The 13,198-nt window shown below is 71.5% G+C and carries 10 protein-coding genes and 2 pseudogenes; 4 read left to right on the forward strand and 8 right to left on the reverse strand.

Going from position 1 to position 13,198, the window contains the following annotated elements:
• Positions 1-14 precede the first annotated feature (14 nt).
• The gene (locus tag QQK26_RS16000) at positions 15-1,589 is read right to left on the reverse strand and encodes a hypothetical protein (RefSeq protein WP_284228811.1); all 1,575 of its coding nucleotides are present in this window, start codon (positions 1,587-1,589) and stop codon (positions 15-17) included.
• Positions 1,565-2,317: an ABC transporter ATP-binding protein gene (locus QQK26_RS16005; RefSeq protein ID WP_431308021.1), complete on the reverse strand. Its 753-nt coding sequence runs from the start codon at positions 2,315-2,317 to the stop codon at positions 1,565-1,567. The genes QQK26_RS16000 and QQK26_RS16005 overlap by 25 nt, the downstream gene beginning before the upstream one ends.
• A 697-nt stretch (positions 2,318-3,014) precedes the next feature.
• On the opposite strand from QQK26_RS16005, the gene QQK26_RS16010 reads away from it, so the two are divergent.
• The 3 genes and pseudogenes from QQK26_RS16010 (at position 3,015) to QQK26_RS16020 (ending at position 5,391) form a co-directional block, all read left to right on the forward strand.
• The gene (locus tag QQK26_RS16010; RefSeq protein WP_284228809.1) at positions 3,015-3,707 is read left to right on the forward strand and encodes a phosphocholine cytidylyltransferase family protein; all 693 of its coding nucleotides are present in this window, start codon (positions 3,015-3,017) and stop codon (positions 3,705-3,707) included.
• Positions 3,708-3,824: 117 nt separating this feature from the next.
• Entirely contained in the window at positions 3,825-4,643 is an 819-nt protein-coding gene (locus QQK26_RS16015) for an ABC transporter permease (RefSeq protein ID WP_284228807.1), read from the forward strand.
• Positions 4,643-5,391 (forward strand): annotated as a pseudogene (locus QQK26_RS16020) (ABC transporter ATP-binding protein). The gene QQK26_RS16015 and the pseudogene QQK26_RS16020 overlap by 1 nt, the downstream one beginning before the upstream one ends.
• A 147-nt stretch (positions 5,392-5,538) precedes the next feature.
• On the opposite strand, the gene QQK26_RS16025 reads toward QQK26_RS16020, so the two are convergent.
• The 5 genes from QQK26_RS16025 to QQK26_RS16045 all read right to left on the reverse strand — a co-directional run bounded on the left by QQK26_RS16025 (position 5,539) and on the right by QQK26_RS16045 (position 11,672).
• Entirely contained in the window at positions 5,539-7,737 is a 2,199-nt protein-coding gene (locus tag QQK26_RS16025; protein WP_284228805.1) for an HtaA domain-containing protein, read from the reverse strand.
• Between the two features lie 124 nt (positions 7,738-7,861).
• Entirely contained in the window at positions 7,862-8,959 is a 1,098-nt protein-coding gene (locus QQK26_RS16030; RefSeq protein ID WP_284234356.1) for a heme/hemin ABC transporter substrate-binding protein, read from the reverse strand.
• A complete protein-coding gene (locus QQK26_RS16035; RefSeq protein ID WP_284228803.1) occupies positions 8,959-9,795 on the reverse strand; it encodes an HtaA domain-containing protein in 837 nt (278 codons plus the stop codon). Before QQK26_RS16035 ends, QQK26_RS16030 begins: the two co-directional genes overlap by 1 nt.
• A gap of 159 nt (positions 9,796-9,954) precedes the next feature.
• Positions 9,955-10,755 carry an ABC transporter permease gene (locus tag QQK26_RS16040; protein WP_284228801.1) on the reverse strand — a complete coding sequence of 267 codons (801 nt, stop codon included), beginning with the start codon at positions 10,753-10,755 and terminating at the stop codon, positions 9,955-9,957.
• A complete protein-coding gene (locus QQK26_RS16045; protein WP_284228799.1) occupies positions 10,752-11,672 on the reverse strand; it encodes an ABC transporter ATP-binding protein in 921 nt (306 codons plus the stop codon). Before QQK26_RS16045 ends, QQK26_RS16040 begins: the two co-directional genes overlap by 4 nt.
• A 140-nt stretch (positions 11,673-11,812) precedes the next feature.
• Between QQK26_RS16045 and QQK26_RS16050 the strand changes: the two genes are divergently transcribed.
• Complete coding sequence (locus QQK26_RS16050; protein WP_348520055.1) at positions 11,813-12,676, forward strand: hypothetical protein; 864 nt, start codon at positions 11,813-11,815, stop codon at positions 12,674-12,676.
• A gap of 21 nt (positions 12,677-12,697) precedes the next feature.
• On the opposite strand, the pseudogene QQK26_RS16055 reads toward QQK26_RS16050, so the two are convergent.
• Positions 12,698-13,198 (reverse strand): annotated as a pseudogene (locus tag QQK26_RS16055) (hypothetical protein); the annotation flags it as partial.

Raw genomic sequence — 13,198 nt, forward strand, 5'->3', positions numbered from 1 at the left:
GCGCAAACGACAGGTCAGTCGTGCTTGATCGTGAACGCGAGCAGCTCGGGCGCGCGGCGCTCGAAGATGCGCGCTCCCCAGACCACGCCGCCGACGAGGGACGCGCCGCCGAGCACCGCGCCGACGATGAGCGCCGCCACGTGCCAGCCGGGGTCGAGGAACAGTCCGAGCGCGGCGAGCACGATGACCGGCACCGCGGCCACGAGGGTGCCGAGGAACGTGAGCGACTGCAGCAGCGCCGTCAGTCCGCCGCCGGACTGCGGCTGCGTGAACGGGTTGTCGCCGGGGCGCACCACCGGGTACGGGAACGCCGCCGACATGACGCTCGACAGCCCCAGACCCCACAGCAGCGTGAACAGGCTCACGCCCAGGATCGAGCCGAGCACCGACCAGTCGCCGTGCACCCAAGCGCTCACGACCGAACCGAGGAGCACGACCGGCAGGCCGATCGTCAGGGCGGGCACGAGGCGACCGAAGCGATCGGCGCGACCGGTCACGTTGGAGGCCACGTGCATCCAGAACGCGGTGCTGTCGAAGGCGACATCGTCGTGCAGGCTCCAGCCGAGGAACAGCGCGATCATCGGCACCGGGATGAGCGCGAGCACCTCCGTGGACACGCCCGACACGGCCAGCGGCACGATCATCACGATCGGCACGATCGGCAGCACCAGCAGGGAGGCCCGGTAGCGCGGGTCGCGCAGCCAGTAGACGAAGCTGCGCGCGGCGATGACCCCGGTCGGGGTGCCGGGCATGCGATCGAACCAGCCGAGGCCCGAGTACTCCTTCGCCGCCCCCTCGTGGTCCGGGGCCGAGAGCATCCGAGCCACCATCGCGCGCCAGCCGAACCAGAGCAGCGCCACGTACGCGAGGCCGATCAGCAGCTTCAGCAGCGCCGGCCCGACGAGTCCCGCGGCAGCGTCGGCGGGAGCCGCCCAGACCGCGCCGAACGGCGTCCACCCGGCGATGGATGCGAGCAGGCTCACCACATCCGCGCCGTCCTCCGACCAGTCGACCTGGCCGAGCAGCACGAACACGGGCGAGACCATCAGGACGAGCAGCAGTGCGATGATGCCGGTCCACTCGCGGGCGCGGCGGGTGGAGAGGAAGAGCGAGGCGATGCTCGTCGTGAGCCGCGCACCCAGCACCCAGGCGAGCGGCACGAGCGCCGCGACCGGGATGGCGAGCGCCAGGGCGAGCGGATCGCGGCTCCAGGTGACGATCTGCGCGATCCCGGCCAGCGCCAGCACGACGGACGGGATCGCGACCAGCCCGGCGAGGAACAGCCCGCGCACCAGCCGGTCGAGCGGGATGCCGAAGAGCGCGAAGCGACGCGGATCGAGGTCGTCGTCGCTGCCCATCAGCAGCGGCACGACGAGCGCGCCGATCAGCACGAGCGCACCGCCGAGCACCACCGCGGGCCGGGCGATGTCGAGCGGCGCGAAGCGCAGCGCGATGAGACCGCCGAGCAGCACGACCGCCATGATGCCGCCGTAGAGCAGGCCGACGACCAGGCCGACGACCTGCCACGGGGACCGCTTGAAGTTGTTCGCGAAGAGGCTGAGCCTCAGTCGGAGAAGGTGTGCAACCACTCCATGCCCTCCGCTGCCTTGCGTCCGCCCGCCAGTTCGACGAAGCGCTCCTCGAGGGTCGCGCCCGCGCGCACCTCGTCGACCGGCCCGGAGGCCAGGATGTGGCCGTCGACGACCACCGCGACCGTGTCGCAGACGCGCTGGATGAGGTCCATGCTGTGGCTCGACAGCACCACCGTGCCGCCGCTGGCCACGTACCGCTGCAGGATCTCGGTGACGTTCGCCGCCGAGACCGGGTCGACCGACTCGAAGGGCTCGTCGAGGACGAGCAGGCGCGGCGAGTGGATCATCGCGCACGCCAGGGCGATCTTCTTGGTCATGCCGGCGGAGTAGTCGGTGACGAGCCGGCCCGTCGCCTCCTCGAGGCCGAAGGCTGCGACGAGGTCGGCGCTGCGCCGGCGCACCTCGGCGACGTCGAGCCCGCGCAGCACGCCGGAGTAGTGCAGCAGCTGCGCACCGGTGAGGCGGTCGAAGAGCCGCAGCCGGTCGGGCAGCACGCCCATGTTGCGCTTGGCCTTCTCGGGGTCGCCCCAGACGTCGGCGCCGTGGACGGTCACGGCGCCCGCATCAGGACGGAGCAGTCCCGTGGCCATCGAGAGCGTCGTCGTCTTGCCTGCGCCGTTGGGGCCGACCACGCCGTAGATGGAGCCCTCGCGCACCTCGAGGTCGATCCCGGCGACGGCGACCTTCTGGCCGAATCGCTTCTCGAGACCGCTGACCTGCAGCACCACGGGCTTCGGCGGCGCCGGCGGCGGCGCGGGCTGCTTGCGGGCAGCGGGCTTGCGTGCGGCGGGCTTCTTCGCGGCGGCGGGCTTCTTCGCGGCTGCAGGCGTCTCCGCAGGCGTCTTCGCTCCCGCGGTCGTCTTCGCGGCAGCCGTCTTGCGCGCGGCGGGTCGCTTGGCACCGGTCGTCCCGGCCGTCGCCTTCGCCGCGGCGGGCTTGCGCGCGGCGGTCGAGGGCTTCGTCGCGGCCGCAGCGGCTCCCGGCAGCTCGGTCTCATCGACCGGCGCGTCCGTCGCGGCCGCCCCGGCCGGCTTCGTCGTCGGCTTGCGCGCGACGGGCTTGCGCGGCGCCCGCGCGGGCTTCGCGGGAGCCGACTCCTCCGAGGAGGGTTCGGGGTCGCTGCCGGAGGTCTCCGCAACCGGTTCCTGCGCGTTCACAGGAAACTCGGCATCCGTGCCCAGTTCGGGGGTATTCTTCGACTCCACCGCACCACCGTACCAACGGCCGAGGACGCCGCCGGGAGGTTGGAGCGCGGGTCACGAATTGGCCACAGAGCAAGCGCTTCACCGCGGAATCGCAGGCGCTCTGTCATGATCGAGGAGGCACGTCGTCGTGTCTAGCAAGCCACCTGCGGGTGAATGGCGAGCGAACGACGCCGCCATGTCCCTCCCGCATTCACGACGTATCAGGGAGGTACTCCACGTGAGCACGCAGATCGTCATCCTCGCCGCCGGGATGGGCAGCCGCCTCGGCCGTTCGCTGCCGAAGCCGCTGACCGAGCTCAGCGACGGCCGCACCATCATGCAGCAGCAGTTCGACAACATCCACGCCGCCTTCGGCGCGGACGCCAAGGTCACCATCGTGGTCGGCTACAAGCTCGAGCACATCGTCGAGGCGTTCCCCGACGCCGACTTCGTCTACAACGAGGAGTACGACCAGACGAACACGTCGAAGAGCCTGCTGCGCGCGCTGCGCGCCGGCGGCAGTGGCGGCACGCTCTGGATGAACGGCGACGTCGTCTTCGACCCCGAGGCGCTGCGCCGCGCGGCCAAGCTCGTCGCCCGCGACCAGTCCTTCGTGACCGTCAACACCGCCAAGGTGAGCGACGAGGAGGTCAAGTACACGACCGACGCCGAGGGCTTCATCAAGGAGCTGTCGAAGACCGTCAAGGGCGGTCTGGGCGAGGCCGTGGGCATCAACTACATCGCCTCGCACCAGAAGGCGGCCCTCGTGCGCCAGCTGGCCCGCGTCGGCGACCAGGACTACTTCGAGCGCGGCCTCGAGCTCGCCATCGAGCAGGACGGCGTGCGCATCGAGCCGGTCGACATCTCCGACCTGTACGCGGTCGAGGTCGACTTCGCCGAGGACCTGGAGCGGGCGAACCTCTTCGTCTGAGCGTCATGACGCGCCGCTGCGGCGCGCGACCGGAGGGCGACCGGATGCTTCGAGCATCCGGTCGCCCTTCGTCGTGCGCGGGCCCGCTCACTCCGGCGCGCCCAATATGATGAGCGGATGACCGCCGCACCAACTGCGCGCGCCGCGCGCAGCCCGTTCGCGCGGTACCGGCACTCGCTCTGGCTGCTGACGCAGCGCGACCTGCGGGTGCGCTACACGACCTCCGTGCTCGGCTACCTCTGGTCGATCCTCGATCCGCTGATGATGTCGGCGATCTACTGGTTCGTCTTCACGGTGGTCATCAAGCGCGACGTCGGCGAGGACCCGTACATCGTGTTCCTGCTCTGCGGCCTGCTGCCGTGGATGTGGTTCAGCACGTCGATCAACGAGTCGACGCGGGCCTTCCTCAAGGACGCCAAGCTCGTGCGCTCCACGAAGCTGCCGCGCAGCATCTGGGTGCTGCGCGTCGTGGCGTCGAAGGGCATCGAGTTCCTGCTCTCGATCCCGGTGCTCGCGGGCTTCGCTCTCGCCTTCGCGCTCTTCGACGCGGAGTCGGACCTCACGCTGCACTGGACCGCGCTGCTCTGGATCCCGGCGATCATCCTGCAGGCCGCGCTCATCGTCGGTCTCGGCCTGATCGTCGCACCGATCGTCGTGTTCTTCCGCGACCTCGAGCGGGCCGTGAAGCTCATCATGCGCTTCATGTTCTACGCGACGCCGATCGTCTACAGCTTCGCGTTGCTGCCGCAGTCGCTGCATCTGCTCGCGTCCTTCAATCCGCTCGCCGGCATCTTCGCGCTCTACCGCTCGGCGTTCTTCCCGCAGGAGCTCGAGTGGCTCACGATCGGCATCGGCGCCGCGATGAGCCTCGCGATCCTGGGCATCGGCCTGCTCGTGTTCAAGCGGTGCGAGCGCGCCGTGCTGAAGGAGCTGTGATGGCCGCGGTCACCGAGGGGCACCCGATGATCGAGGTCGAGGGCCTGGGCATCAGCTACCGCCGCAACCGTCGCGGACGTCGCAGCTTCAAGGACCTGCTCTCCGGCAACCTGCGCCGCAAGCGGCCCGACGAGTTCTGGGCGCTGCGCGACGTCAGCTTCACGGTGCGCGCCGGTGAGGCGATCGGCGTCGTCGGCCGCAACGGCCAGGGCAAGTCGACGCTGCTGAAGCTCGTCGCCGAGGTGCAGCTTCCGGATGAGGGGAGCGTGCGCGTGAACGGCGGCGTCGCTCCGCTGATCGAGATCACCGGAGGCTTCGTCGATGACCTGAGCGTGCGCGACAACGTGTACCTGACCGCGGGACTGCACGGCATGTCGAAGGCCGAGATCGACGACGCCTTCGCCGAGATCATCGACTTCGCCGGCGTCGGCGACTTCGTCGACACCCCTACAAGCACCTCTCGAGCGGCATGAAGGTGCGCATCGCGTTCTCGGTCATGTCGCGCGTCGAGGAGCCCGTGCTGCTCGTCGACGAGGTGCTGGCGGTCGGCGACAAGGGCTTCCGGGAGAAGTGCTACGCCCGCATCGAGGAGATGCTCTCGGAGGGGCGCACGCTGTTCTTCGTCTCGCACTCCGAGCGCGACCTGCGCCGCTTCTGCACCCGCGGCCTCTACCTCGAGGGCGGCCGCCTGCTGCTCGACGGCCCGATCGACGAGGTCGTGGAGCGCTACAACGCCGACCAGGCGTAGGCGCCCCTCCCCATCGCACCGAGCGGATGCGGCCTGCGTGGTCCCGCATCCGCTCGGCCGTCACCGCGGGACGACGGAGCCCCGCCCCGCGGGATGCGGGACGGGGCTCGTGCGGTGCCGGCCGCGCGTCGCGGCCCGGCACCGGGGTCAGACGCCGGCGGTGCGGCGGCGGAGGGCGAAGACACCCGCGCCGAGCACCAGCAGACCGAGGCCGATCCAGAGCGTCTGAGCGCCCTGCTCGGAACCGGTGCTGGCGAGCGTCGTGCTGGTGGTGGCGTCGCACTCCACCTCGGCGCCCAGCGGGAAGCTGAACGACACGGGGTCGAGGGCCTCGCCGGCGTCGTAGAAGTCGGCGAAGGCCTCGGCTCCGGCGGCCGTGAGCGTCGCCGAGGCGCCGCTCCAGCTGATGCGGTCCGCGGACTCGGTCGCCGCGGGCAGGCGCAGGGTCGCGAAGACGACGCCGCTCGCATCCACACCCGGGTTGGAGCCGAGCCCGGCCGAGCGCACGTCGAGGATGAGCGAGGCGCTGGTGGCGCTCGCCACCTGGATGCGCGGGTTCGACAGGGTCATGTCGAGCGCGCCGCTGTGACCGGAGAAGGTGGCCGAGCCGCTGTAGGCGACGCGACCGCGGTCGTCCTCGGTGTTGAACGCGCCGTTGCCGCCGCCCCAGTTGATCGAGTACGAACCCTTCGCGGTGCCACCTTGGACGTAGCTGCGGAAGCTCTCCTTGACGTTCCACGAGATGCTCGCGCCGCGGACGGCACGGGCCGTGCAGGTCTCTGCGGGCGGCGCCTCGACGGCCGCGGGCAGGATCGCCGCGGCGACCGTGAGCGGAGCGGAGGCGAGCTCGACGCCGTCCACCGACACCGTCACGGTGTGCTCGCCGGTCGCGAAGTCCGCGGGCAGGGCGCCCGTGACCGAGAAGCGTCCGTCGCTGCCGACCGTGGTGCGGCCGAGCTCGTAGGGGTCGGAGTTGACCGTGACGACGGCGGTCTTGCCGGCAGCGAGGCCGGCGCCGCGCACGGTGAGCTCGCCGCCCTGCAGAACGGTGTCGACGCTGAGGTTGATCGCGGGCTTCACGGCGACGTCCTGCACGGTGATGGTCGTCGACGTGTCGAGGGTGCGGTCGGACTGCGACAGACCGTGCGCGGCGAACGTGCCGACCTGGTACTCGGTGCCCGGCTCGAGCTCACCGCGAGGGATGGTGAGCGTCGTCGTGAAGGCGCCATCGGCGATCGAGCCCTTCGGAACGTGAGTCTGCGCGATCCAAGCGTTCTGGCCGGGCTTGGTCCCGGGAGCCCACTGCGTCTTCGCACCGAAGACGACGTAGGCGCCGTTCGCGGCACCCGGACCGGTGAACCCGGTGCCGGAGATCGTGAGGGTGTTGGCGACGTTCGGGTCGAGTGCCGTGCCCGGGGCCACGGTCACTGCCGGTGCAGCGGGCTCAGGCGCGGGCTCGGGCTCGGGCTCGGGCTCAGGCTCAGGCTCGGGTGAGACGACCGTGGCGAAGCTCACTGGAACTTTGACGTCCTGTGTGCGGACGTCCATGCCCGTGTGGTCGGCCAGGGTGTAGACGGCAGTCGAGCCGCTCCTGGGCGTGATGTGCAGTTCTGTGCTGAACGAGCCGTCATCCGCGAAGCGGACGGCCGTCGGCGAGGCGGTGAGGTCGTCCATCGGCACGATGCGCTTGGCGCCAGCCGTGCAGGACTGGGCGAACCTGAAATCGATCTCGTCGACCGGCGCCTCATCGCACACGATGAGGTACATGGCCTGGTTCGGGTCGTAGTGCCTCCCCGTCACCCTCACCGTCTCGCCGGCCGGGTCGAGGTCAGCGGACTTCGACAGCTCGAGCGAGGGCAGGGGGATCGGCTCGGCGAAGGTGACGGACGCCTTGGCGTCCTGCGTGCGAACATCCATGCCGGTGTGGTCGGCGAGGGTGAAGACCGCGGTGCCGTTCGCCCGAGGCTGCACGGTGAGCTCGGTGGTGAACGAGCCGTCGGCGGCGAAACGGACGACCGTGGGGGAAGGCGACGGATCGTCGATCGGCACGACGCGCTTGGCGGTCGACTGGCAGCTGAACGCCATCGCGAAGGAGACCTGCGCCAGAGGCACGTCGGGGCACTCGACGAGGTAGATCGCCTGGTTCGGATCGAAATTCGTCCCCGTGACCGTGATCGTCTGACCTGCGGGGTCGAGGCCCGTCGCCTGGGAGAGCGTCAGCGTGGGCACGGCTGCGGCCGCATTCGCCGGGGCCGCGACGCCCAAGGCCGCCGCGCTCGCGAGCAGCGCTCCGATCGCGATGCTCGAGAGGGTGCGCCGTCCGGGCGCCCTCCTGGTTCTGTGCACGACAAGACCTCCTGGTGCTGTGAGTCGGGTCGGCGCCCGGAAGTGAGGGCAGCCTCACTGAGCTTAGCCTTACCTTAAGGACGCATGGGCATCCGCCGATCACGGAACGGTAACGGAGGAAGGCTCAGGCCTCGGGCGCGTAGATCGCGCGGGCGAGCGCGTCGAGCACCTCGGCCGAGCGCGGGCCGAAGGAGAGCACCTGGCCGTCGGCCATGTCGACGAAGCGGCGGTGCTCCCCTGCGGCGGTCAGGGCGATCGCTGGCTTCTCGGCCAGCAGGCCGTCGACGCCGCCGACCGACTCGAGGCCGTCGGTCATGACGAGGATGAGGTCCGGGTCCAGCTCGGTGAACGCCTCGTCCGTTGCCGGTATCATGCCGGTCCAGCCGATCTCGCCCGCCGCGTCGATGCCGCCGAGCGCGGTGATGAGCTCATCCGCTCCGGACTCCTCGCCGAAGAGGTAGTAGACGCCCGCCGAGCCGCGCAGGTAGAGGAACGCCATGCGCAGCCGTTCGGACTCGTCCTGCGGAGCGATCGCCGCGATCTGCCGCACGGCGTCCGCGATGTCGGAGCGGATGCGCTCGGCGAGCAGCTCCCCCGCCTCCGGCACGCCCAGCGCCGCGGCGACCTCGCGGGCCTGCTGCTCGGCGCCCTCGTACGACGTCGCGGTGTCGACGAAGACCACCGGCACGCCGGCATCGCGCAGCTGCAGCACCACGTCGTTCGGCCCGATGCTGCCGTCGGTGATCACGACGGAAGGGTCCAACCCGAGCACCGATTCGGCGTTGACGCTGTGCCCACCGGAGGTGACCACCGGCAGGTCCTCGCTGCCGGGGAAGGTCGTCGAGACGTCGCGGCCGACCAGGGAGCCGCCGAGGCCGAGGCCCCAGACGGTCGCGGCGAGCGACCCGGAGAGATCCATGGCGATGATGCGCGAGGCGTCGTCGACGGTGACCTCCACATCGCCCGCCAGGTCGTGCGAGGCGATCGTCACCGGCAGCTCGGGCCGCGGGTCGTCGAGCACCGGCTCGATGGCGGCGTCGGCGACGAGAGCGGTCGACTCCCCCACGTACGCCCCGGGATCGTCGAGGGTAGCGAGCTCGCTGAGCGGCACCCGCGGCTGCTCGGCGACGGCCTCGAGCGGCCCGCTGCCGGACGGGCCGGCGCAGGCGGCCAGCGCGACGATCGCGAGGATCCCGAGGGGGATGCCCGCCGTGCGCCGCATCACGCCGCCCCGGACTTCCTGCGGCCGGCGACGATGGCCGCGGTCACTCCGCCGGCGAGGGCGATCAGGCCGCCGACGATGGCGATGATGAGCCCGGGCGACGGCACGTCGTCGTCACCGGCCGCCAGCGCCGGCCCCTCCGACGCGGCCGGCAACGGCTCGGTCGCCTCGGCGGCGGTCGGAACCGCGCACGTGCCCGTCGCACTGAAGGTCAGCGGGTCGAGCGCCGTGCCGGCCTCGTAGCTGCCGAACGCCTCGAAGCCCTCGGCGGTGATCGCGGCGGGTACGGCGTCGCCGCCGATGGTCAGCGTCCCGCCGTCCTGCACGATCGTCGCGCCGGAGAGGTCGAGATCGGCGAAGGGCACCTGGATCAGCGTCTCGGCGTCGGTCTGCCCGGCCATCGCGGCCTCCATCGGCACGCTGCGCAGATCGAGCAGCAGGCGGCCCGCATCCGGTCCGGTCAGCTCGATCGTGGGGTTGGCGACGGTCGTGTCGAGCAGGCCGCCGTGCCCGGTGAAGCGGATGGCACCGCCGAACGCGATCGAGCCCGTGCCGGCCTCCGCGTCCGCCGTGCCCGTGCCTCCGCTGAAGCCGAAGGACGGCGTCTCGTAGGTCGCGCCGTCGAGCACCTCCCAGGTGCCCTTGGCGATCGAGCCGGAGATGTAGGAGCGGAACGACTCCTTGAAGCCCCAGGTGATGCTCGCGTCGGCGACGGTGCAGCCCTCGGTCGGCGCCTCCATCGCCGCAGCGACGGTCGACGCGGGCAGGAGCAGCGCGCCGCCGAGCAGGGCCGTCGCGAGGACGGGCGCGGAGTGACGGAGGCGGTGGGGGCGCATGGGGGCTCCAGGACTGCGAGAGGTTAGGAACTCCTAACCTATCCCAGTTCCGAGGAGGTCGGCCCGGGAACGGCGGACGGGGCGGACGCGCCGTGCGCGATCCGCCCCGTCCCGTGCATCCGCGCGCGTCGTCAGTCGAGCGGATGCACGCCAGGACCGTCAGTCGACGTCGCGTCGCCAGGTGGTCAGCGCCCCGATGAGCACGAGCACCGCGGCCATGCCGCCGAGCACCAGCCCGCCCTGCCACCAGTCGAGCTGGTCGCCCCCGCCGCCCATCATGGCGTTGAAGGAGCTGCCCCCGACGAGCGCGTCGCCCGCGGCGCCCGGCAGGAACTGCCCGACGCTCGCGTTGAGGTCGGTGAAGCCGAGCGCGACGCGCAGGGTGGGCTCGAGGAACTGCGTGAACGCGAGCACGATCACGATGACGACCACCTGGTTGCGGAACACCGAGCCGAGCCCCAGGCCGAGCACCGCCCAGATCGCCATGGCGAGCACGGTGCGCGCCATGATCAGCCACACGTCGGGGTCGTCCAGCCCGGTCTCGGCGCCCGTCGCCCCGAGCACCGCGGCACCCGGCACCACCGAGGCGAGCACGATGCCGAGGCCGAAGACCGCGCCGACGATCGCCGCGACGACGACCTTGCCCGAGAGCACGACCGCACGGGACGGCGTGGCGAGGAAGGTGGGCGTGAGGGTGCCGTGACGGAACTCCGCTGTGACGATGAAGGCGCCGACGAGCACCGGGAAGGCGTAGGCGATCGTGCTGCCCAGGCTGTAGACGAGCTCGGCGACCGCGATGCCCTCGATCGGCTGATCGCCGCCGAGCAGACCACCGAAGATCGCGGCCATGCCGGCCGCGAAGGCGCCCACGTACGCCACCATGACGAGCAGCAGGATCCACCAGGTCTTGAGGCCGAAGAGCTTCGCGCTCTCGGCGCTGATCGAGCGGATGAGGGTCATCGCCCCGCTCCTTCCATCGCGGTGGTCGTATGCTCGCCGGTCACGAGGTTCAGGAAGACGTCCTCGAGCCCGCTCGCGGTCGTGCTCAGAGCGCTCAGCGGGATGCCCGCGGCGAAGGCGTGCGCGCCGACCTGCTCGGCGTCGAGGCCAGTGACGACGAGACCGTTCGGCAGCGGCTGCACCGCGGCGTGCGGCGCGAGCGCCGCCTGCAGCTCGGCCCGGCGCGGGGCGTCGACCGTGACGGTGGTCTCGCCGGCGAGGCCGGCCAGGTCGCCCTGGTAGGCGAGCCGGCCCTTCGCGATGATGACGAGCTCGTCGACCGTCTGCTGCACCTCGCTGAGCAGGTGCGAGCTGATCAGCACCGTGCGCCCCTCCTCGGCGAGCACCTTGAGGAACGAGCGCATCCAGCGGATGCCCTCCGGGTCGAGCCCGTTGATCGGCTCGTCGAGCACGAGCACCGACGGGTCGCCGAGCAGTGCTCCGGCGAGGCCGAGGCGCTGGCGCATGCCGAGGCTGTAGCCGCCGACCTTGCGCGAGCCGGCCTCGGCGAGGCCGACGCGCAGCAGCACCTCGTCCACGCGGGCCGCTGGTACGCCCGCGGCCTTCGCCTGGATGGCGAGGTGCCCGCGACCGCTGCGCGAGGGGTGGAAGCTGTTCGCCTCGAGGGCGGCGCCGACCGTGGTGAGCGGGCTGTCGAGCTCCGCGTAGCGCTTGCCGCCGATCGTCGCGGAGCCGGAGGTGGGGCGGATGAGCCCCAGCAGGCTGCGCAGCGTCGTGGTCTTGCCCGCGCCGTTCGGGCCGAGGAAGCCGGTGACCCGGCCCGGCTCGACCGTGAAGCTCAGGTCGTCGACGGCCCGCGCGCTCCCGTACTGCTTGGTGAGGTTCCTGACCTCGATGGGTGATCCTCGTCTCGCCATGCGGCGCTCCCCTCCTCTGAGTGATCTCCAGCTTGGCTTCCTGAGGTGCGCTCAGGCCAGTGTCAGGCGGCATGCGGACGTGTGACATCTGTCATGCATCCCGTCCTCGTAGCGTGTGCATCACCCGAACCAGGAGGAGCATGTCCCAGCCCCAGGAGCCGATCCGCCCGATCGTGCCGCCGATCGCATCCGGCGGACCGCAACCGCACGACATGCCGGACTTCGACCTGCGCCCGCCGCAGGACCCGATGGCCGAGCGCCTCGGCGGCTGGGTCGACAAGCTGCTCAGCGTGCACCGGCCGGCCGTGCTCGCCCACCTGCGCAGCATCCGTCGCGCCAAGCCGGATGCGAGCCCTGCCGAGATCGCGCGCATCCTCGAGCGCCGCTACCTCGCCGCCGTCACCACGGGCGGAGCGGCGGTCGGCGCGAGCGCCGCCGTGCCCGGGCTCGGCACCGGCGCCGCGCTCGCCCTCACCGGCGTCGAGACGGCCGGCTTCCTCGAGGCGAGTGCGCTCTACGCCCAGTCCATCACCGAGCTGCACGGCATCGCGCTGGAGGATCCGACACGGGCCCGCGCGCTCGTCATGACGATGATCATGGGCGGACCGGGCGTCGAGCTGGTGAAGCACCTCACCGCGCAGGCCACCGGCAGCGGCGTCGGCATGAGCGGCTACTGGGGCAGCACCCTGGCGCAGAGGCTGCCGCGCACGGCGTTCGGGCCGATCGGCGATCAGCTGCGCAACGCCTTCCTGCGACGCTTCGCGGCCAACACCGGTGCCGGCGCGATCGGCCGGCTCGTGCCGTTCGGCATCGGCGCGGCGATCGGCGGCAGCGGCAACCTCATCCTGGGCCGGCGCGTGATCGCGGCCTCGCGCACGGCGTTCGGCCCGCCTGCCGACGTGTTCCCCGACGCGCTCGCGATCGAGACGAAGGAGCGGAAGCAGCGCGACCTCGCGCCTCGCAGGGCGCTCCTCCCCGGCCGCCGCAAGCGGGAGCGGTCCTAGCTCGGCCGGCGTGAGCCCGACTCAGCCGGCCTGACGGAGCGGATGCTGCGACGACGGGTCCGACGCGGTCGGCACGTCCGTGGCATCGTGCAGGCGGGCATGACGATCCCAGGCTTCCAGGAGACGCTCGATCGCCGCGTGGAACCGCGCGGTGGCGGCGCCGGGGGCCGTGTCGCCGAAGTGCCGGTGCACCCAGTGCTGCAGGCGCTCCTGCGCGTCGCTGCTGCCGATCACACGATCGAGCTCGGCCACCGCATCCGCTGCGCCCTCGACCGTGAGCCACTCGGCGGCACCGAGGTAGCCCGACTCGTCGACGCTGGCCTCCGGATGCGCGGGCCGGGTCACCATGATCGGCTTGCCGGTGGCGAGGCGGTCGTAGACCATCGCCGAGATGTCGCAGACCGCGATGTCGGCGGCGGCGAGCTGCCAGCCCATCTCGGGGCCGTCGTCGAAGACGTGCTGCGCGCCCGGATCGGCGGCGTTCGCGCGCGCGAGCTCGGCGACGATCTCGCGGTGCGCGCG

Source organism: Arenivirga flava, assembly GCF_030161575.1.
Classification (GTDB): domain Bacteria; phylum Actinomycetota; class Actinomycetes; order Actinomycetales; family Microbacteriaceae; genus Arenivirga; species Arenivirga flava.

Coding starts and splice junctions, on each gene's coding strand:
- QQK26_RS16015 (WP_284228807.1), top strand. CDS start 3,825: ATGACCGCCGCACCAACTGCGCGCGCCGCGCGCAGCCCGTTCGCGCGG.
- QQK26_RS16030 (WP_284234356.1), bottom strand. CDS start 8,959: ATGCGGCGCACGGCGGGCATCCCCCTCGGGATCCTCGCGATCGTCGCG.
- QQK26_RS16040 (WP_284228801.1), bottom strand. CDS start 10,755: ATGACCCTCATCCGCTCGATCAGCGCCGAGAGCGCGAAGCTCTTCGGC.
- QQK26_RS16045 (WP_284228799.1), bottom strand. CDS start 11,672: ATGGCGAGACGAGGATCACCCATCGAGGTCAGGAACCTCACCAAGCAG.
- QQK26_RS16035 (WP_284228803.1), bottom strand. CDS start 9,795: ATGCGCCCCCACCGCCTCCGTCACTCCGCGCCCGTCCTCGCGACGGCC.
- QQK26_RS16050 (WP_348520055.1), top strand. CDS start 11,813: ATGTCCCAGCCCCAGGAGCCGATCCGCCCGATCGTGCCGCCGATCGCA.